This is a genomic window from Ketogulonicigenium vulgare WSH-001 (genome assembly GCF_000223375.1).
In the GTDB taxonomy this organism is placed as follows: domain Bacteria; phylum Pseudomonadota; class Alphaproteobacteria; order Rhodobacterales; family Rhodobacteraceae; genus Ketogulonicigenium; species Ketogulonicigenium vulgare.
Genome location: NC_017384.1, coordinates 2,432,069 through 2,451,792, shown reverse-complemented (window position 1 = coordinate 2,451,792; position 19,724 = coordinate 2,432,069). Strand labels below are relative to the sequence as shown.

20 protein-coding genes and 1 riboswitch are annotated in these 19,724 nt (G+C 62.2%); of the genes, 11 read left to right on the top strand and 9 right to left on the bottom strand.

The features are described from left to right. The first annotated feature begins 3 nt into the window (after window positions 1-3). A riboswitch (TPP riboswitch) is annotated at window positions 4-116 on the top strand. A 51-nt stretch (window positions 117-167) separates the two neighbouring features. The 3 genes from thiB to KVU_RS12205 are packed head-to-tail and all read left to right on the top strand — an operon-like array spanning window position 168 to window position 3,362. Beyond that, window positions 168-1,154 (top strand): thiamine ABC transporter substrate binding subunit, encoded by a 987-nt coding sequence (gene thiB, locus KVU_RS12215; protein ID WP_013385553.1) that lies wholly within the window; start codon window positions 168-170, stop codon window positions 1,152-1,154. Further along, on the top strand, window positions 1,130-2,644 hold the full coding sequence (locus KVU_RS12210; protein WP_013385552.1) for a thiamine/thiamine pyrophosphate ABC transporter permease ThiP: 1,515 nt from the start codon (window positions 1,130-1,132) through the stop codon (window positions 2,642-2,644). Before thiB ends, KVU_RS12210 begins: the two co-directional genes overlap by 25 nt. Continuing rightward, complete coding sequence (locus tag KVU_RS12205) at window positions 2,631-3,362, top strand: thiamine ABC transporter ATP-binding protein (RefSeq protein ID WP_014538066.1); 732 nt, start codon at window positions 2,631-2,633, stop codon at window positions 3,360-3,362. Before KVU_RS12210 ends, KVU_RS12205 begins: the two co-directional genes overlap by 14 nt. Here KVU_RS12205 and KVU_RS12200 read toward each other — a convergent pair. From KVU_RS12200 to petA, 3 genes are read right to left on the bottom strand one after another with little or no spacing between them, the layout of a single operon-like run. Further along, window positions 3,323-4,135 (bottom strand): cytochrome c1, encoded by an 813-nt coding sequence (locus KVU_RS12200; RefSeq protein WP_013385549.1) that lies wholly within the window; start codon window positions 4,133-4,135, stop codon window positions 3,323-3,325. The genes KVU_RS12205 and KVU_RS12200 overlap by 40 nt on opposite strands. Further along, a complete protein-coding gene (locus KVU_RS12195) occupies window positions 4,132-5,430 on the bottom strand; it encodes a cytochrome b (RefSeq protein ID WP_060486228.1) in 1,299 nt (432 codons plus the stop codon). Before KVU_RS12195 ends, KVU_RS12200 begins: the two co-directional genes overlap by 4 nt. After that, the gene (gene petA / locus KVU_RS12190) at window positions 5,430-6,023 is read right to left on the bottom strand and encodes a ubiquinol-cytochrome c reductase iron-sulfur subunit (RefSeq protein WP_013385546.1); all 594 of its coding nucleotides are present in this window, start codon (window positions 6,021-6,023) and stop codon (window positions 5,430-5,432) included. Before petA ends, KVU_RS12195 begins: the two co-directional genes overlap by 1 nt. Window positions 6,024-6,230: 207 nt before the next feature. Between petA and KVU_RS12185 the strand changes: the two genes are divergently transcribed. Further along, the gene (locus KVU_RS12185) at window positions 6,231-6,896 is read left to right on the top strand and encodes an outer membrane protein (protein WP_014538065.1); all 666 of its coding nucleotides are present in this window, start codon (window positions 6,231-6,233) and stop codon (window positions 6,894-6,896) included. 33 nt (window positions 6,897-6,929) lie between these two features. Here KVU_RS12185 and KVU_RS12180 read toward each other — a convergent pair whose 3' ends face one another. After that, window positions 6,930-7,655, bottom strand: coding sequence for a DsbA family oxidoreductase (locus tag KVU_RS12180; RefSeq protein WP_013385544.1), 726 nt, complete (start codon window positions 7,653-7,655; stop codon window positions 6,930-6,932). Window positions 7,656-7,674: 19 nt separating this feature from the next. Further along, complete coding sequence (locus KVU_RS12175; protein WP_013385543.1) at window positions 7,675-8,214, bottom strand: L,D-transpeptidase family protein; 540 nt, start codon at window positions 8,212-8,214, stop codon at window positions 7,675-7,677. Between the two features lie 144 nt (window positions 8,215-8,358). On the opposite strand from KVU_RS12175, the gene KVU_RS12170 reads away from it, so the two are divergent. The 3 genes from KVU_RS12170 to KVU_RS12160 all read left to right on the top strand — a co-directional run bounded on the left by KVU_RS12170 (window position 8,359) and on the right by KVU_RS12160 (window position 10,350). Beyond that, complete coding sequence (locus tag KVU_RS12170; protein WP_013385542.1) at window positions 8,359-9,045, top strand: response regulator transcription factor; 687 nt, start codon at window positions 8,359-8,361, stop codon at window positions 9,043-9,045. Between the two features lie 123 nt (window positions 9,046-9,168). Next, window positions 9,169-9,486: a hypothetical protein gene (locus KVU_RS12165; protein ID WP_013385541.1), complete on the top strand. Its 318-nt coding sequence runs from the start codon at window positions 9,169-9,171 to the stop codon at window positions 9,484-9,486. Window positions 9,487-9,561: 75 nt separating this feature from the next. Continuing rightward, window positions 9,562-10,350 (top strand): exodeoxyribonuclease III, encoded by a 789-nt coding sequence (locus tag KVU_RS12160; protein WP_013385540.1) that lies wholly within the window; start codon window positions 9,562-9,564, stop codon window positions 10,348-10,350. Here the strand turns inward: KVU_RS12160 and KVU_RS12155 are convergent. Beyond that, complete coding sequence (locus tag KVU_RS12155; RefSeq protein ID WP_013385539.1) at window positions 10,347-11,003, bottom strand: YggS family pyridoxal phosphate-dependent enzyme; 657 nt, start codon at window positions 11,001-11,003, stop codon at window positions 10,347-10,349. The genes KVU_RS12160 and KVU_RS12155 overlap by 4 nt on opposite strands. 223 nt (window positions 11,004-11,226) lie before the next feature. Between KVU_RS12155 and KVU_RS12150 the strand changes: the two genes are divergently transcribed. The 4 genes from KVU_RS12150 (at window position 11,227) to holA (ending at window position 16,606) form a co-directional block, all read left to right on the top strand. Then, a complete protein-coding gene (locus KVU_RS12150; protein WP_013385538.1) occupies window positions 11,227-12,396 on the top strand; it encodes a porin in 1,170 nt (389 codons plus the stop codon). Between the two features lie 139 nt (window positions 12,397-12,535). Continuing rightward, the gene (gene leuS, locus KVU_RS12145; RefSeq protein ID WP_013385537.1) at window positions 12,536-15,100 is read left to right on the top strand and encodes a leucine--tRNA ligase; all 2,565 of its coding nucleotides are present in this window, start codon (window positions 12,536-12,538) and stop codon (window positions 15,098-15,100) included. Beyond that, on the top strand, window positions 15,087-15,578 hold the full coding sequence (gene lptE / locus KVU_RS12140; protein ID WP_013385536.1) for an LPS assembly lipoprotein LptE: 492 nt from the start codon (window positions 15,087-15,089) through the stop codon (window positions 15,576-15,578). Before leuS ends, lptE begins: the two co-directional genes overlap by 14 nt. Next, a complete protein-coding gene (holA, locus tag KVU_RS12135) occupies window positions 15,575-16,606 on the top strand; it encodes a DNA polymerase III subunit delta (protein ID WP_013385535.1) in 1,032 nt (343 codons plus the stop codon). Before lptE ends, holA begins: the two co-directional genes overlap by 4 nt. 78 nt (window positions 16,607-16,684) lie before the next feature. Here holA and KVU_RS12130 read toward each other — a convergent pair whose 3' ends face one another. From KVU_RS12130 to KVU_RS12120, 3 genes are all read right to left on the bottom strand, one after another. Beyond that, the gene (locus KVU_RS12130; RefSeq protein ID WP_013385534.1) at window positions 16,685-16,882 is read right to left on the bottom strand and encodes a hypothetical protein; all 198 of its coding nucleotides are present in this window, start codon (window positions 16,880-16,882) and stop codon (window positions 16,685-16,687) included. A 98-nt stretch (window positions 16,883-16,980) separates the two neighbouring features. Further along, complete coding sequence (locus KVU_RS12125) at window positions 16,981-17,646, bottom strand: YjbF family lipoprotein (RefSeq protein WP_013385533.1); 666 nt, start codon at window positions 17,644-17,646, stop codon at window positions 16,981-16,983. Beyond that, window positions 17,643-19,694 carry a YjbH domain-containing protein gene (locus KVU_RS12120; RefSeq protein ID WP_013385532.1) on the bottom strand — a complete coding sequence of 684 codons (2,052 nt, stop codon included), beginning with the start codon at window positions 19,692-19,694 and terminating at the stop codon, window positions 17,643-17,645. The genes KVU_RS12125 and KVU_RS12120 overlap by 4 nt, the downstream gene beginning before the upstream one ends. Window positions 19,695-19,724: the final 30 nt, after the last annotated feature.

Below are 19,724 nucleotides of genomic sequence, written 5' to 3'. Positions count from 1 at the left end.
GTTTACGGCACCTCGGGGTGTCCCTGTTTTGGGGCTGAGATGCGGGCGAAGGCCTGTCGAACCCGTTGAACCTGAACCGGCTCATACCGGCGGAGGGAATGGTCAAGGCACGCGGTTTCGCGGCCAACGTCATCTTTCCGTCCGGCGCTTTTCGAAAGGAACCAGCCATGCGGAAGACCGCAGCACTGGCCAGCGCAGGACTTATCATCACGGCGGGGGTTGCCCTTGCCGATACGCCTGTGCTGACCATCTATACCTATGACAGTTTCACCAGCGAATGGGGCCCCGGCCCGGCGGTAAAGGCCGCGTTCGAGGCCGAATGCGCCTGCACCGTCGATTTCGTCGCCGCTGGCGATGGGGCGGCGCTGCTGGCGCGGCTGCAGATGGAGGGCGGCACATCGGATGCCGATATCCTGCTGGGGCTAGACACCAATCTGACCGCCAGCGCAGTGGCGACCGGCCTGTTTGCGCCGCACGGCGTGACGCCCGATGTCGATCTGCCGATCGCGTGGGATGACCCCACCTTCCTGCCCTATGACTGGAGCCATTTCGCCCTGATCGGGCGCGAGGGTGGCCCTGCGCCCGCATCCTTCCGCGCGCTTGCGGATTCGGACGCGTCCGTGATCATCATGGACCCGCGTTCGTCCACGCCCGGCCTTGGGCTGCTGATGTGGGTCAAGGCGGCTTACGGCGATGAGGCGGGCCAGATCTGGGCCGATCTTGCGGATAATATCGTGACCGTGACGCCCGGCTGGTCCGAAGGCTGGGGCCTGTTCCTTGAGGGCGAGGCCGATCTGGTGCTGTCCTATTCCACCTCGCCCGCCTATAATATCGTGGTGGACAACGATCATTCGCTGCGCGCCCTGCCGTTTTCTGAGGGGCATTACATGCAGGTCGAGGTTGCCGGCAAGCTCGCGGGCAGCGATCAGCCCGCGCTTGCGGATCAGTTCCTGCGCTTCATGCTGACGCCTGCGTTTCAATCCGCGATCCCCGAAACGAACTGGATGTATCCCGCCGTCATGCCCGAAGGCGGCCTTGGCGAGGGGTGGAGCACGCTGCTGCAACCCGAGGTCAGCTTGCTGCTGTCCCCGGACGAGGCGCAGGCCCTGCGTTCGGCGGCGGTTGACGAATGGCGCGACGCGCTGTCGCAATAAACCTTGGGCTGGGGGCAGCGGTCGCTGCCCTTTGCCTGCTGCCCCTTTGGGCGGTGGCGCGCGCGGCCGTGGGGCCGGGCGCGCTGTCTGCCGCTGATTGGCAGGCCATCCGCTTTACCATCTGGCAGGCGTTTTTATCGGCGGTCTTCTCGGTCGGCCTTGCGATTCCTGTGGCGCGCGCATTGGCGCGGCGCAGCTTTCCGGGGCGAGGCCTGTTGATCTCGCTGCTGGGCGCGCCGTTCTTGCTGCCGGTGCTGGTGGCGGTGCTGGGGATTTTGACGATTTTCGGGCGCGGTGGGCTGCTGAACAGCGGGCTCGCGGCACTGGGACTGCCACCGTTTTCCATTTACGGGCTGCACGGCGTCGTGTTGGCGCATGTGTTTTTCAACCTGCCGCTGGCGGTGCGGCTGATCTTGCAGGGCTGGCAGAGCATTCCGGCCGAACGCGTGCGTCTGGCGCGATCGCTGCGCGCGCCGCAGTTTCGCGTGCTGGAATGGCCGATGCTGCGCGAGGTTGTGCCCGGTGCGCTGGTGCTGATCTTTCTGGTCTGCCTCACGAGCTTTGCGGTTGCGATCACCTTGGGCGGCGGGCCGCGCGCAACGACGCTGGAACTGGCGATTTATCAAGCGGTGCTGTTCGATTTCGACCTTGCCCGCGCCGCGCGGCTGGCGCTGGTGCAATACGGGCTTTGCGCGGTTGCGGCGGGTGTTGCGGGGCTGATCGCAAGGCCGGCCAGCTTTGGCGCGGGGCTGGGCCGCAGCATTGCATTGGGCGGCGGCAGTCGTTTGTTCGACGGCGTGGCCATCGGGTTGATGGCCGTGTTTCTGTTGCTGCCGCTGGGCGCGGTGCTGGTGCGGGGCGCGATGGGCTTGAGTAGTCTGCCAGCGACCGTTTGGGCATCAGCGCTGGTCTCCGTCACGGTTGCATTGGGGGCGGTGGCAATGGTGCTGCTGATCGCCGTGCCGATGGCATTGCTGGGCGGGCGGATCGGGCGCGGGTTGGCGCTGGCAGTGCCGCTGGCCAGTTCCTCGCTGGTGCTGGGCGCGGGGGCGTTTTTGCTGCTGCGCGGACTCGTGCGACCGCAAGATGCCGCGCTGGGGGTGACGATGGTGGCGAATACGCTGATGGCGCTGCCCTTTGCGCTGCGCATATTGTCCCCCGCCGCAGATCAGGCGCGCGCGGAGTATGACCGACTGGCGGCGGCGCTGCGCCTGCCTATTTTGGCGCGCCTGTGGATCGTCTATCTGCCGCGGATGCGCCGCCAGATCGGCTTTGCGGCGGGGTTGACCGCTGCGATGGCGATGGGCGATCTTGGGGCAATCGTCTTTTTCGCGGCCGAGGGTCAGGCCACCCTGCCCCTGCTGATGCAGCGCCTGCTGGGCGCCTATCGCACCGAGGCGGCGGCGGGCGTGGGTCTGGTGCTGGTGATCCTCAGCTTTGGCCTGTTTTGGCTGTTCGACCAATGGGGGCGCGGGAATGCTGCAACTTGACCAGTTGAATATTCGGCAAGATGCCTTTGCCCTTTCGGCAGACTGGACGCTGGCGCGCGGGCGGTTTGCGGCGGTGATCGGGCCGTCAGGCGGCGGGAAATCGACGCTGCTGTCGGTGATCGCGGGGTTCTGGGCGGCGCAATCGGGCCGCATCCTGTGGGAGGGCGCGGATCTGACACCGCGCGCGCCCGAAGGCCGCCCGATCAGCATCCTGTTTCAGGACAACAACCTGTTCCCGCATCTGAGCGTGTTGCAAAACCTGACCCTCGCGCTGCGCCCCGCGCTGCGGCCCACCGCCGATGAGCGGGCACAGATCGAAAACGCTTTGGCGCAGGTCGGCCTTTCCGGCCTGTCCGCGCGCAAGCCGGGGCAGTTATCCGGCGGGCAGCAAAGCCGCGCGGCGCTGGCGCGCCTATTGCTGGAAGGCCGCCCGCTGGTGCTGATGGACGAGCCGTTTTCGGCGCTCGGCCCCGCCCAGCGCGTGGAGATGCTGGAGCTGACCGCCCAGACCCTGCGCGGCGCGGGGCAGACGCTGTTGATGGTGACGCATGATCCCAAGGATGCCGTGCAGATCGCCGACGATCTGGTGCTGGTCGCGGGTGGCATGGCCCATGCCCCGCGCGCTGTGCCGGAGGCGATCAGCGATCCGCATCCTGCTTTGCGGGATTACCTAGGCGATTACCAATCCTCATCCTTTGCGGCGCGGCTGGGCCTGTAGGGGGCCCAGATCTGGCGGTTCACCATGAACAGCAGCCACGCCAGCACTGCCAGAAAGCCGACCGCGGTCAGGCCGAATGTCTTGCGCTGGTCCTGCTTTGGCTCGGCCGTCCACATCAGAAAGGCGGCGATGTCCTGCGCCTCTTGGGTCAGGGTCGCGGGTGTGCCGTCCTCATAGGTGACGTCATCGCCGATCAGCGGCGGCTCCATCTGCGTCCAACTGCCGGGCACGGTAGGATTGCCATCGCCGTCGCGGCATGCGGGCGGGAAACCACCGCTTTCAAAGGCGATGTTGTAAAAGCCGGGAAAGTCCGCAGGCGCGCAGGCGGGGGCCTCGCGATAGCCCGCAATATAGGATGCGATGTAATCGGCGCCGCCCATGCCGCGCCACAGCCGTTCGAACCCTGCGTGGCCGGTGCGGGCCTTGGCCATCAGCGACAGGTCGGGCGCATGTTCCTCGGCGCTTTGCAGGAAATAGTCGGTAGGGATGCCGGTGCGAAAGCCGCCTGCGCCGTCCGGCACCTCGACCCCGGCGGCATAGGCGCGGGTCTGATCTTCGCTCAGCGCGGCCCCCCCCACATCCGCAAGGCTGCGAAAGGCGACATATTCCAACCCGTGGCAATTGGCGCAGACCTGCGTGTAGACCTGCAAGCCGCGCTGCAATTGGTTGCGGTCATAGCTGCCAAACGGGCCGTCAAACGAGAACGAGAAATCGGTGACCTCGGCCGCAGCAAGGCCGGGCAGCAGCATCAGGGCAAGGGCGAGGCGCTTCACTCTGCATCCTCCGGCAGGTTGTGGCGGCGGGCGAAATCGGCGGCAACACTCTGGGGGGCGCGGCGCACGCGTTCCAGCAGCGGCGACAGCGGCAAGAGGATCAGGAAATAGGCGAACCAATAGGCCGTCGCCCATAGCGCGATGGTCGGATAGAGACCGGTGGGCGGCATGGCCCCGACCCAAGTCAGCAGCGCAAAATCCGCGACCAGAAGCCAAAAGGCGATCCGCTGCATGGGACGATAGCGCCCCGAGATCGCACGCCCGCGATCCAGCCACGGCGCCAGCATCAGCACCACGCCAAAGCCCAGCATCGCCAGCCCCCCCATCAGCGTCGCATCGACCGCGCCGCCGCTGCCCCAATGCAGCAGCCGCACCAGCCACAGGTCGGATGTAAAGGCGCGCAGCACCGCATAGAACGGCAGGAAGTACCATTCGGGCACGATATGCGTGGGGGTGACCAGCGGATTTGCAGGTTCGTAATTCACCGGATGGCCGAGGACATTCGGCGCAAAGCCCACCAGCGCGAAAAAGCCGACCAGCACCACTGCCAGCGCGAACAGGTCTTTCATCACGAAATAGGGCCAAAACGGCAGCGTATCGCGGCGGTCGCGGACGGGCACGCCGCTGGGATTGCTGTTGCCGGTGTGGTGGAACGACCAGACATGCAGCGCAACCAGCGCCACCATCAGCACCGGAAACAGGTAATGCAGCGCGTAAAAGCGGTTCAGCACCGGCTGGCCGACGGCGCTGCCACCCAGCAGCCAGCTTTGGACCCCCTCGCCCACGAACGGGATGGCGCCGAACAGGCTGGTGATGACCGATGTGCCATGCAGCGACATCTGCCCCCATGGCAGCACATAACCCATGAAAGCCGTCGCCATCATCAGAGCGTAAAGCAGGATGCCGATGACCCAAGTCACCTCGCGCGGGGCGCGATAGCTGCCATAGAACAGGCTGCGAAAGACGTGGAAATAGACCGCCAGAAAGAACAGCGAAGCGCCGTTCATATGGATATAGCGGATCACCGCGCCGCCGCGCACATCGCGCATGATATGTTCGACACTGGCAAAGGCCAGATCGACATGCGGCACGTAATGCATGGCCAGCGCAAGGCCGGTCGCCATCTGCATCACCAGCGTGAACACCAGCACCATGCCCCAGATCCACATCCAGTTCAGGTTGCGCGGCGTCGGTGTCAGCATGAACCGCCGGCCAAAGCCGATCACCGGCAGGCGGGATTCAAACCAGCGACCAAGGCGGCTGCGGGGTTGCCAATTATCGCGCCCGTCCTGCATCAGCCCAGCTCGATCGTTGTATCGTCGATGAAAATAGCGCGCGGTACCGGAAGGTTGCGCGGCGCGGGGCCTTTGCGGATGCGGCCGGCCGTGTCGTAATGCGAGCCGTGGCAGGGGCAGAACCAGCCATCGTAATCGCCGGACTGGCCCACAGGCACACAGCCCAGATGGGTACAGACGCCCATCTGCACCAGCCAGATCCCATCAGGCGAGAGCGCGCGGTTCGCGTCATCGGCGGGGGCGTTCGGATCAAGGTTCGCGTTGCGGGCAAGGCCGTCGGGTAGCTGATCGGGGTGGTCAGCGCGCGCGCGTGCGATTTCCGCATCGGTGCGGGCGCGGATAAAGACGGGGCGGCCCTGCCATAGGACGGTGATCTGCTCGCCGCGCTGAACGGCGCTGATATCGACGCGGATCTTCGCTTCGGCCAGCACATCGGCAGAGGGGTTCATCTGATTGACCAGCGGCCAGACGGCGGCACCCGTGGCCACCACACCGGTGCCGATCGCAGCCACTTTCAACAGATCGCGGCGCGGTGCGTCCAGATGCGCATCATCATTGCCCAGCGCGTCGTCCTGTTGTGGTTCGTCCTGCATCAGCCTGCCCTTTCAATTGGGCCGCAATCTAGCCCCGATTATCAGGGGGGGCCATCCAAGGGCGTGATGAAAATCACACGGGATGGCGATTTAATGCCTCGCATCTGCGTGAGCGCGCGATTCTGTCAATTGCATGTTAACCTGACAGCGCATAACTGCGAGGAAATAGCCATTTCCCAGCCATCCTTGCCCGAGTTCTGTCCCATCATGTCCGCTTGTCTCCGCCTTATCCCTGCTGCCCTTGTTGCGATGGCCGTTTTTCCGGCCTCGATCGCTATGGCTGAGGTTGAGCTGGGCGTTTATGGCGGCGTGCAATCCGCCCCCCACAGCACCGTCACGATCGACGGCGACAGCGTGCTGGCGGATCGCGACTTCACCGCCGGTTGGGACGGCAATTCGCTGGAGGCGCCACCCTATTGGGGTATTCGCGCCACGTGGTGGCGGCATGACAATATCGGCTTTGGCCTCGATTTCACACATGCCAAGGTTTACGCGGATGGCCAGACTCTGGCAAATTCCGGCCTTGATACGCTGGAATTCACCGACGGGCTGAACATTCTGACGCTGAATATCTATCGTCGCTGGCCCGAAGCGCTCAGCTTTGGCACGCCCTATGTGGGTGGCGGTCTGGGGATCGCGATCCCGCATGTCGAGGTTGAGGGCGCCGGCAGCAGCACGCTGGGCTATCAGGTCACCGGCCCGGCCGCGTCCTGGGTTGCGGGCCTCAGCTATCCGATTGCGGATAATTGGTCGGTGTTTGGCGAATATAAAGGCACCTATTCGATGAATACGGCCGATCTGGATACCGGCGGCACGCTGGAATCGAATATCATCACCAATGCGGTGAATGTCGGCGTCACCTTTAGTTTCTAATAAAAAGCCCCGCGTGATGCGGGGCTTTTTATTTCAGATCGCGCAACCATCGGGGCCGCAGGCATCTGCATTCGCATCGCCAAAGGATTTCAGCGCTGTGCGCCCACTTTCCGCCCAGATCTGATCCAGCGCGCGGGCAAACAGGGCAGGCTCTTGCGCGCCCGAGATGCCGTATTTGCCGTCGATGACAAAGAACGGCACGCCATTGGCACCAAAACGCTGCGCTTGCGCCTGATCGGCGGTGACATCGGCGATATAGGCGTCGGATGTCAGCATGCTCTGCACCTCGCCGCGATCCAGGCCGATCTCGGAGGCCAGATCCAGCAGGGCGGCGCGCTCGACCACATGGATGCCATCGGTGAAATAGGCCGCGTAAAGGCGGTCGAGGGCCAGATCACCCAATCCCTTGTCGCGGGCGAATTTTATGATGCGATGCGCGTCGGTGGTATCACCGGTTTTCGCCCCTTCGGTATTATAGACCAGCCCCTCGCCAGCCGCAGCATCCACGACGCGGCCCATCATCTGGCGGATCTGATCAGGGCCGCCACCGTATTTACGGCCGAGCGAGGTGACGACCTCTTCGGGTTTGCCACCTGGATCAAGGCGATAGGCGTGATGCGTGACCTCGACCCGCCCGGCGTGCGGAAAAGCGGCCAGCGCCTTTTCAAAGCGCGCCTTGCCGATCCAGCACCATGGGCAGATCACGTCGGACCAGATCTCGACCTTCATTACATCACTGGGCATTACATCATCGGCCATCGCCGCACCTCATACCATGTTACTGGCGAAAGATAGTGGCGCGCGCGCCATTGGCAAGGCGCATACCCGTGATGATCAGGCGCGTGCCGGGGGTGATTTCACGCGCAAGGCGGATCAGATTGGCGCGCGCCATGGCGATGCAACCCGCGGTCGGCGCGCCGCGGCGGCGCCATTGATGCAGGAAAATCGCCGACCCCCCGCCCGCCCGCGCAGCGGGATAATTCCAGTCGGTGACGATCACGATGTCATAAAGCGGGTCCGGGCGGCGCATCGCCTCGTGGCTATAAGCATAGGGAGCGCGGACCATGTGGTTATAATCGGGCTGGCCGCTGGCGTCCGACCACAGATCCCGCGGGCCGATGGCTTTGGCGCCGGGCACAGGCGGCGGCAAACGGTCAGGACGATACAGCACCTGCAGCAACCGCATCGGCGCGTCAGGGGTGGCACCGTCCCCCTCATGCTTGGTCCGCGACAGCCCCGCACGGCCGATGGTGCAAGGGATGCGCCGCCCCCGCCAGATCAGCCCCATCGGCGTCAGCCGCAGCACATCTTTCGCCATCACCCCGAAATCCCTGCAATAATCCTGAAATATTCCGCCCAAAATGACACGAGCGCGTGACCCTTTGTAGCATTTCTTGCAACCCGCGCCGCGAAGGGCCACCTGCTACACGAAACACACACGGTAAGTCATGGAGACGTGAACATGGCCCAATTGAAAAAAATCCTGCTGGTCGATGATGATGACGATCTGCGCGAAGCCCTCAGCGAACAGCTGGTGATGACCGAAGACTTTGACGTTTTCGAGGCGAACAGCGGCCATACCGCGCTGGAAAAGATCAAGGACGCCCATTACGACCTGATCATTCTGGACGTCGGCCTGCCCGACACCGACGGGCGCGAGCTGTGCCGCGTCATGCGCAAGCAGAATGTGAAATGCCCGATCATCATGCTGACCGGCCATGACAGCGACAGCGACACCATTCTGGGCCTTGATTCGGGCGCGAATGATTATGTGACCAAGCCGTTCAAATTCCCGGTGCTTTTGGCCCGCCTGCGCGCCCAGCTGCGCACGCATGAACAATCCGAGGACGCTGTCTTTGCCCTTGGGCCCTATACCTTCCGCCCGGCGCATAAGATGCTGGTGACGGCGGATGACAAGAAAATCCGCCTGACGGAAAAAGAGACGAATATCCTGAAGTTCCTCTATCGCGCGCCCGAGGGCGTGGTGCAGCGCGATGTGCTGCTGCATGAGGTCTGGGGCTATAACGCGGGCGTCACCACCCATACGCTAGAGACGCATATCTATCGCCTGCGCCAAAAGATTGAGGCCGACCCCTCGAGCGCGCAGTTGCTGGTGACGGAATCGGGCGGCTATCGTCTGGCTGTGTAACGATTATTGCGACTGGCTGGCCCACAGGCTGACCTTGGCCGATGCCGTCAGCCGGTCGCAAAATTAACTTCTCATCACGCATTAATGAATTAATGTGAACATAACGCATTTTTGGAGTGTGTCATGTTTCGCAACGCTATGATGGCCGCCGCTGCGGTCGCCACCCTTGTCGCCGCGCCAGCAATGGCCCAGACCGAGACGATCCGGTTTCAGAACAGCTCGGGTCTGACGGTGATGTATCTGTATTCCAGCCCCACCCATAACGACAGCTGGGAGAATGACCTGCTGGGCAATCGAGTGCTGGAAAATGGGCGCAGCTTTGATCTGACCATCCGCAACGTGTCGAATTGCTCGTATGATCTGCTGATCGAATTCAGCAATGGGCGCAGCACGCGCGATGTAGTGGATGTGTGCCGGGTCGGCACCTATGTGATCCGCTAAGGAAACCGCGCGGGCGGGGCTTATGTTTCCCGTCCGCACCCTCTAGGGTGGCCTCGCCAAGCCAGAGGATGCGCCATGACCTTTACCCTTGCCACCTGGAACATTAACTCGGTTCGCCTGCGGGCGGAACTGGTTGCGCGGCTGCTGCGCGAAGAGCTGCCGGATGTGCTATGCCTGCAAGAATGCAAATCCCCGGTCGAACTGATCCCGACCGAGATTTTCCGCGCGCTTGGCTATCCCTATATGATCGCGCGCGGCCAAAAGGGCTATAATGGTGTCGCCATCCTGTCGCGCCTGCCCATGCGCGAGGTGGGCGCCCATGATTTCGCCGACCTTGGCCATGCCCGCCATATCGCGGGTCAGTTGGACAATGGCGTCACGATCCACAACTTCTATGTCCCCGCAGGCGGCGATATTCCCGACCGCGAGCAGAACATCAAATTCGGCCAAAAGCTGGATTACCTGACCCAGATGCGCGACCATTTTCACGGGGAAAAGCCGCAAAAGGCGATTCTGGTCGGAGATCTGAACATCGCCCCGCGCGAGGACGACGTCTGGAATCACAAGGCGCTGCTGAAAATCGTCAGCCACACTCCGATCGAGGTCGATCATCTGGGCGCCGCGATGGATTCGGGCGATTGGGTGGATATCACCCGCGCCAATATCCCCGAGGGGCGTCTTTATAGCTGGTGGTCCTATCGCTCGCCCGATTGGGATGCTGCGGATAAGGGGCGGCGGCTGGATCACATCTGGGCGACACGCGACATTGCGGCGGCGGGCCATTCCAGCCGCGTCTTGCGCCCGGCGCGCGGATGGGAAGGCCCATCGGATCACGCACCGGTTTTCGCGACCTTTGACCTTTAATGCGCGGCGGTTCGGTCGCCGAAAATGGCCGAACCAACCCGCACATGCGTCGCCCCATGGCGGATCGCGACGTCGAAATCGCCGCTCATCCCCATGGAAAGACCTGTCAAACCGTTGCGCGCCGCCATTTCGGCCAGCATCGCGAAATGCGGCGCGGGGCCCTGATCGGCGGGCGGGATGCACATCAGACCTTTGACCGGCAGATCCATCGCGCGCGCGGCGGCCACAAGGGAATCGACCTCCTCCGGCAAACAGCCCGCTTTTTGCGGCTCGGCCCCCGTATTGACCTGAACGAATAAATCCGGGCATTTGCCCAATTCCTGCGCAAGGCGGGCGAAAGTCTCGGCCAGGCGCAGGCGGTCCAGCGTGTGGATCGCATTGAACAGCTCCATCGCCTGACGGGCTTTGTTCGATTGCAGCGGCCCGATCAGATGCAGATCGACATCGCCGTAAGTGGCGCGAAAGTCGGGCCATTTTCCCATCGCCTCTTGCACGCGATTCTCGCCAAAAACCCGTTGTCCTGCGTCCAAAACCGCTGCAACTCGGTCATTTGGTTGCACTTTTGAGACGGCGATCAGCGTCACATCGGCAGCAGAACGATCGCAATCCAACGCCGTATCGCGGATGCGTGACAGAATATCTGAAAGAGGCATATCAGGCGGCTCGCATATTGTTTGGCGCGCCGGTGGCACGCGCTTTTGTCCTGCATATCGTGATCCCAGAAGCGGCGCTACCTGTGTGGCGACATTGCATCAGGTTGGCGCTACGCAGAAATTCTCAAGTCAATTTGCTTGTCTGAAAGTGCCGCAACGCGCAAACAATCGCTCAATGCTAGGCAAACTGGCATTCTCGGGAATGCAACACGAGGGACATTTTATGAAACGCATCCTTCTCGCTTCGGCCGCGCTGACCGCCTTTGCAGGCGCCGCTGCTGCAGAAATCAGCTTCAACGGCGATGCTCGTCTGGGCTACAACGACACCGCGATTGAAAACGACGGCTTCTACTGGCGCCTGCGCATGAACATCGCTGCCAGCCAAGAGCTGGACAACGGTCTGACCTTTGGTGGTAGCGTTCGTTTCGACCTGATCGACAACGGCTACATCAGCGATCCGGCTCTGGACACCAACAACCTCAAACTGTTCTTGGAAGCAGGCGAGCTGGGCGGTCTGTACTTCGGCGACTACGAATTCTCGGCAGTCGACGCATGGAAAGCTGCTGGCCCGATGTTCGCTGACGGCTTCTCGGAGCAAGACGGCGAGAAGACCCTGCGCGGCGACATCAACTACGGTAACGTCGCTGTTTCGGTTTCGACCCCGATCAGCAGCACCACCGGCAACGACAACGCTTCGGAAAGCCAACTGGGTCAGTGGAACTTCGCTGCCTCGACCACTTTCGGCGCATTTGACGTTGTGTTCGCCTACCAAGGCGAAGGCGATGACGACTACTTCGCAGAAGCTGCGCTGGGTGACGACATCAACCCGAACGAAATCATCGGTCTGTCGGTTGGCACGACCTTTGCTGGCGCTTCGGTTCGTCTGGCCTATGCAACCACCGACTACAAAGTCGCTGGCACCACGCAAAGCTCGCTGGGTCTGACCGCAACCTACCCGCTCGGCCCTGTCGCTCTGACCGGCTGGGTGATCTTCGAAGACGGCGACGTCTCGGACGCGATGGACGAAGACCTGTTCTACGGCGCACGCGTTGCTTACGCTGCAAACGGCTTCTCGATCTCGGCTGACTACGGCGAGCGTCTGGCCAACAACCTGTCGATCGGCGGCCGTGACGCACGTCTGGCAGTCGAAGGTGGCTACGACCTGGGCAACGGCATCAACCTGAAAGCCGGTTACCTGTCGCGCGACTCGTGGAGCATCGGTTCGGGCGAAGCCTACTACGTCGGCGGCACCTACGATCTGGGCGCTGGCGCAACCCTGCTGGTTTCCTATGCTGACGCAGACGACACCTCGGCCGGCTACCTGTCGGACGACGAAGTTGGTGCGCCCGCTTACCAAAACGGCGCGACCATCGAAGTTTCGTTCAAGTTCTAATCTTAGAACTTGGCACTTCGCTAAAGGGAGGGCAGCCTGCGGGCTGCCCTTTCCTTTTTCAGCCTATGGCAACGGGCGCAAACATTGGCTAAACCATCGGTAACTGCCGTAACTGCCCTTCAAAGGACTGCTTTCTCCGATGTCCCGCTATTCTGCCGCCGAAATCGAAGCCAAATGGCAAACCGCTTGGGACGAGGCCGAGGCCGCCAAGGCCGTCCGCTCGGACGATAAGCCGAAATATTACGTCCTTGAGATGTTCCCCTATCCGTCCGGGCGCATCCATATGGGCCATGTGCGCAACTATACGATGGGCGATGTGATTGCGCGCTATAAACGCGCAACCGGCCATGCGGTGCTGCATCCGATGGGCTGGGACGCGTTCGGGATGCCCGCGGAAAATGCCGCGATGGCTTCGGGCGGCCACCCCAAGGACTGGACCTATCAGAACATCGCGGACATGCGCGATCAGATGAAGCCGCTGGGTTTCTCGATCGACTGGAGCCGCGAATTCGCGACCTGCGATCCTGAATATTACGGCCAACAGCAGGCGCTGTTCATCGACATGCTGGCCAAGGATCTGGTCTATCGCAAGAATGCGGTGGTGAACTGGGACCCGGTCGATATGACCGTGCTGGCCAATGAACAGGTGATCGACGGCAAGGGCTGGCGTTCGGGCGCCGATGTCGAGCGGCGCGAGCTGACGCAGTGGTTCTTTAAAATCTCGCATTACTCGGACGAATTGCTGAGTGCGCTGGACGGGCTGGATGACTGGCCCGCCAAGGTCAAGCTGATGCAGGCGAACTGGATCGGCCGCTCGCGCGGGTTGCAATTCGCATTTTCAGTGACCGATGAGGCGGCCGCTGGCACTGACCGGATCGAGGTTTACACCACCCGCCCCGATACGCTGATGGGCGCAAGTTTTGTCGGCATCTCGCCCGATCACCCGATCGCGAAAAAGCTCGAGGCTGAGAACGCCGAGATCGCCGCATTCTGTGCGGATGCCCGTAAAGGCGGCACGACCGAAGAAGCGATTGAAAAGGCGGATAAAAAAGGCTTTGATACCGGGCTGCGCGTGCGCCATCCGTTCGATACCGCCTGGGAGCTGCCGGTCTATATCGCGAACTTTATCCTGATGGATTACGGCACCGGCGCGATCTTTGGCTGTCCGGCGCATGACCAGCGCGATCTGGATTTCGCGCGGAAATATGATCTGCCGGTCGTCTCGGTTTTGCGCCCCTTGGGTGATCAGGATTATGTCGCGCCCGAAGATGGCGGCGCGGCCTATGCCCCGCCCAAGGGCGAAAAGATTGCCTATGTCGGCGGTTTTGCGGGTGACGAGCAGCAGACCGGCAACGAGGGTATCGAAAGCGCCATCGCCTTTTGCGAGAGCAATGGCGTTGGCCACGGCGTGACCAAGTTCCGTCTGCGCGACTGGGGTCTGTCGCGTCAGCGCTATTGGGGTTGCCCGATCCCCGTCGTGCATTGCTATAGCTGCGGCACAGTGCCGGAGAAAAAGGAAAATCTGCCGGTGCGCCTGCCCGATGACGTCACTTTCGACGTGCCGGGCAACCCGCTGGATCGTCATCCGACCTGGCGCAACACCGCCTGCCCCGTGTGCGGCGGCGCGGCCCTGCGCGAGACGGATACGATGGACACATTCGTCGATAGTAGCTGGTATTTCACCCGCTTTACCAATTCCCATGCCGCGACCCCGACCGTTCAGGCCGATGTCGATTACTGGATGAACGTCGACCAATATATCGGCGGCATCGAACATGCGATCCTGCACCTGCTGTATTCGCGGTTCTTTGCCCGCGCGATGCATGCGACGGGTCATCTGCCCTCGACCGCGACCGAGCCGTTCGATGCGCTGTTCACGCAAGGCATGGTGACGCACGAGATTTACAAAACCACCGACGCGAATGGCCGCCCCGTTTACCACTTCCCCGAAGAGGTCGAAGGCGGCGTGCTGAAAGCGACGGGCGAGACGGTCGAGATCATCCCCTCGGCCAAGATGTCGAAGTCGAAGAAGAACGTCGTCGATCCGATGTCGATCATCTCGAGCTATGGCGCCGATACCGCGCGCTGGTTCGTGCTGTCCGACAGCCCGCCCGAGCGTGACGTGGAATGGACCGCGTCTGGCGCCGAGGCCGCGCACCGCCATCTGTCGCGCGTCTATCGCATGGCCTGGGATATCGCCCATGGCGAGGATGCGGGCGACGCCAGCGCCGATCAGGATCTGCTGCGCCAGATGCACCGCGCGATTGCGGATGTCACGGGCGGCGTGTCCAGCTTTGGATTTAACGCAGCGATTGCAAAGCTTTACGGCTTTACCAGCGCGCTTTCGAAATCCAATGCCTCAGCCGCTGCCAAGCGCACCGCGATGCTGGCCCTGGCGCAGCTTATGGCCCCCATGACCCCGCACCTGTCCGAAGAGATTTGGACGATGCTGGGCGGCACGGGCCTGTGTGTCCTGTCGGATTGGCCCAAAGCCGACGAGGCGATGCTGGTCGAGGATAGCGTCACCCTGCCGATCCAGATCAACGGCAAGCGCCGCTCGGAAGTGACCGTCCCCAAAGACATGCCCGCCGCCGAGATTGAAAAGCTGGTGCTGGCCGATCCCGCCGTACAAAAGGCGCTGGACGGCAATGCGCCCAAAAAGCTGATCGTGGTGCCGGGACGTATCGTCAATGTGGTTGCCTGATCCCCTCAAAACCACGCGCCGCGCCGCCCTTTTCGGGGCGGCGGCGCTGCTGGCAGGCTGCGGTTTCGCGCCCGCCTATGGCACGCGCGGCGCAGGCAGCCACCTGCTGAACCGCATCCGCTATCAGGTGCCCAATACCGCTTTGGGCTATCGCCTACGCCAATCGCTGCGCGATTCATTGGGGGAAGGCACGGATATGGTGCTGGATGTGAATGTCACGACAGGTGTGTTGACCTCGGCCGAGACGCGTAGCGGCGAGATTTTGCGTTATACCCTGCCCGGCACCGCCACCTTTACCCTACGTGATTCGGCGGGTGGAACGATTACATCGGGCAGTGTTGATGCCTTTACCGGCTATTCGGCATCTGCATCCATTCGCGCGGTCGAGACGGCGCAAATCGATGCTGAAGACCGCCTTGCCCGGCTGCTGGCCGAACGGATCATTACCCAATTGTTGGTCGCGGCACCCGCCCGATGAAGCTGAACGCCCGCGATGCTTTGACCTATTTCCGCAAGCCCGATCCTGCGGGAATGGGTGCGCTGATCGCGGGCGAAGACAGCGTCCGCGTGGCCGAACGGCGCCGTCAGTTGCTGACCGCGCTCCTCGGGCCGAATGCCGAATCGGAAATGCGTCTGACCCGCATCGCCGCGGCTGATCTACGCAAAGACGGTGCGCTGCTGCTGGATGCGCTAAAGGCCATTGGCTTTTTCCCCGGCCCCCGCGCCGTGTTGCTAGAGGATGCAACCGATGGGCTGACGCAGCAGATCGGCAAGGCAATGAAGGACTGGGCGCAAGGCGACGCGCAGCTGATCATCACCGCAGGCGCACTGACCGCCCGCTCGTCTTTGCGTAAATTGGCCGAAGCAGCGCCGCGGTTTGCCGCCGTGGTCCTTTACGATGATCCGCCCGGCCCCGAGGAAGTGGCACAAATGCTGGCGGAAGCTGGCCTCAGCACTGTCGCGCCCGAGGGCAAGGCCGCAATCCTTGCCCTGTCCAAGCTGCTCGATCCGGGTGACTTCCGTCAAACCATTGAAAAGATATCACTTTATAAAATTGGCGACAGTAGTCCCGTCGGGCTGGAGGATATCGCAGCCTGCGCACCGCAAAGCCATGAGGCCGATACCGACACGCTGATCGCCGCCGTAGCCCTGGGCCAGCGCGAGGCGATCGCCGGACAATTGCGGCTGCTTTATGCGCAAGGCGTGCAGCCGGTCGGCCTGTGTATTGCCACCTTGCGGCATTTTCGACAGCTGCACGGCGCGATGACCTATCCGGGCGGCGTTGCAGAGGGGCTGACCCGTGCGACCCCGCCCGTCTTTGGCCCGCGCCGCGATGCGATCATTGCCCAGTCGCGCGGCTGGAACGTGGCCCGCGTCGAGGAAGCACTGCATTCGATACTGGAAACGGATCTGCGCCTGCGCGCCAGCAACCCACCCCCTGCGGGGCCACTGGTTGAACGGATGCTGTTGCGGCTGGCGTCTTTTGCCCGCGCGCAAACGCGCTAAGCAGATATGAAAAAGGCGGGGCATTGCCCCGCCTTTGCCGATCTCCGGACAGCATCGGCTGCCAGGGATCGCTTCGAATTAGTTGTTCGAAGCCAGAGCAACCAGACCGACCAGAACGGCGATCGGCAGGATGATGCCCCACGACGAGGTGGGAGCTTCGGGCTCAACGATGACGACGGGGGGCTCAACAACTTCAGCAGCGAAGCCGCCTGCAATAGCCGAACCGGCGACGGTGGTGGCCAGAGCGGCCGCGATCAGGGTTTTGGTGAGGCGCATTTTTTGCTCCAGTTTTGAATTCAAAGCGTGTTAACCGCTGTGACCTATTGATATCCCAAGCGGGTTTCTTGTCCAACGCACAAGATAGGGGTAAGCGATCAAAGCCGATTAAAGCGCAAATATGCAACACTTGGCGAGACATATTGACGAGATGCCGCGATTTTCTGCTGCTGATCCAGCCAATAAATGTTGTCAAAGATCATTTGCGCGCCACTGCACCGCTCATTCACGCGGGTTGCAGCCAAGGTGGACAGGGCTAAAGCGACCTCTTCTTCGCCGGCAATGGTAAACGTGCAGGTGAAATTCTGGCTTTCGATCTGACTTTGGGCATTCAACCGCTCGACAATACGGGTGACTTGGCCGGTGCCGCTGCGAATCGCTGATAGCAGGGCTTCGGGGTCGATTGCGCCTGTGGTCACCAGATCATCACCGAACCCGCGCGAGGACAGCAGCATCCCTTGGTTCAGGGTGAACTGAAATCCTGATTGGGTCAGATAGGTTTCATGCAGCCCCGAACGCTGCTGCAGCCGTGCCATTTCATTCAGACCTGCGGCATTGACCGTGACGACCAAGAAGTCCTGTGGTTGCGCGGCAATCACATCGGGCGCAAAAAGCGCGGGATCAACGGTTGCGGCGGGCGCATCATCGGCCGGACTTATGACCGCGCTGGCCATTTGACCGACGGCACTCAGCGGTCCCTGCACAGCCTGACAGGCCGCAAGGCTGATCATCGCGCCCGCGGCCAGCAAGATTTTCAGTTTCATTGCCAGAACTGCCCCCAGCCTTCATCCAGGGCCGATTGGTGCCCCGTACGCACCAGATCATACAGATCGCCGGTGCCGCGCACCCGCGCACCGCCATCACGCAGCGGGCCGTTCAGCGCGACATTGCGTTCACTGCGCGTCGCGCGACCGATAAAGCCATCCAGCGGTACGGTCAGGCGAATGCCCTTGGTGAACGAGCCGCTGCCATAATCCGAAAACGGCATATCGGTCATGGTGACAAAGCCGCCGACGCGCCAGCCATTGGCGAATTCGCGATCAAGGCCAATGGTCGCGCCCCAATCGCCGGCCAGGTAACGGCCGACATCCGCGCGCGCAAGGAAGCCGTTATCAAAGTCGTAATAGCCTGAAACGAAAACAGAAACGGTCTCGTAATCCTGAAAATCGAACAGCATGTCATAGTCGCGCTTGACGACATAATCCAATTCGACCCCGACCGCCCATCGGCTATCGACGGGTTTATACAGCACCTCGGCCGAGGCACCGCCATAGGCGGCCTCCAAAAGTCCAAAGGTCACACGGGTATAGATGTCGGTCGCGGGGCGTTCATACCAGGCCAGCGCAAGGCGGCTGATCCCCGGGCCGTCGGCGCCATATTGGCCGCCATCACGGCGCACCGTTTCATAATCGGGATTGGGGATCGGCAGGTCATCTTCGATATTCGACAGCAGACGCTGGCTGAGAACACCGTCAACGATCAGGTTCGGCATGATCGCATAGGATGCGTTCACCTGCACGCCCAAGGCCAGCTCGGCATCACGCCCGTCGCCGCGGCTGAACTGGCCCAATGTCGGGCCAAAGCCCCATTCAAAACGCGGCTGCGGCAGCGCCGTGATCTGGCCCGTCCCTGCCGCATCGCGCAGGTCCATCGCAGCGGCAATCGCGTCGGTGCCGCCAACGCGGTTCTCCCACCGCTCGAGGTCGGCGCGGCGGAAGGTGGCGCGGCTCAGAGGGATGCCGTTGCTGACAGGCTCTAGCACAAAGCTGTCGATTTGCGCCGGCATCTGCGCGGACAGCACCCGCAGCACACGGCCAACGGCCTGCGCCTCGGCGCGATAGCGTGTGTTCTGGTACTGGATACGTGCGGAAGTTGCCGTCATTTCAATGGCATGAAGCGTTACCCCCTCAGCCGCAAGGGCAGCTGTCAGGCGGGTGTTCAGATCGGCAGGGGCGTTCGCGGGCGCGCTGCTGCGCGGGGTGATCGGCTGGGGTGGATTGCCGGTGCCCTGTGTTGCACCGTTGCGGCCCGGATACAGATAGAACGTGCCCGACAGGCCAAAAGTGTTACCATAAAGATAGGCTGCACTGAGATTGAAGGTATTATTCGGCCGCCATGTCAGGCCAAGGTTCACCGGCGATTCACGATCAAACAGCGGATCGCCCAGCGCATCGCGATAGCCGTCATCGGTGGAATATTCGACTTTCAGCGTGAAATCATCGTGGAAAGCCCATTCTAGCCCGCCAAATACGGCCATCGGCCCGTGGAACAGATGCGACAGGCTGGTATCGGTGCTGAAGCTGGGGTCAAAGGCATCGCGATCATCCAAGCCCAGCAGATTGTCGAACGACCCATCCCCCGCCAGGCGGCCCCAGCCCAGACCCGCCGTGACGCGTACACTGTCTGACAGCGTCTTAGTCGCGACCAGATATTCACCCGAATTATAGCCGCCGGTGATGTCGTTCACGCCCAGCGCGATGGCGGGCCATAGCCCCTCCTCGCCGCGGATGTTCCAGCGCAGATTGAACGCACGGGCGTTATAACGCGCGTCCCCGTCGAATTCAGGCACGATCCCCAATGTGTAAGAGGCGAATAGCCAGTCGGTCACCTGGAACCCAAGGTTCAGGCGATACTCACCGCCGGCATAAGAAACTGTGGTACCCAAGGTTGCATCGGGTGACGGCATCGCGCCGGGCATTTCGATCAGCCCGGGGGCGCCGTGCAGCGAATAGGTGACGCCGCGTTCTTGCGCCTGCACAAGGGCGGTCGAGGCAAGCAGGGCAGAGACCCCGAAGGCAAGAGAGCGGATCATCGTTTATCCTTTGGCCGTGTTCACGAAAGA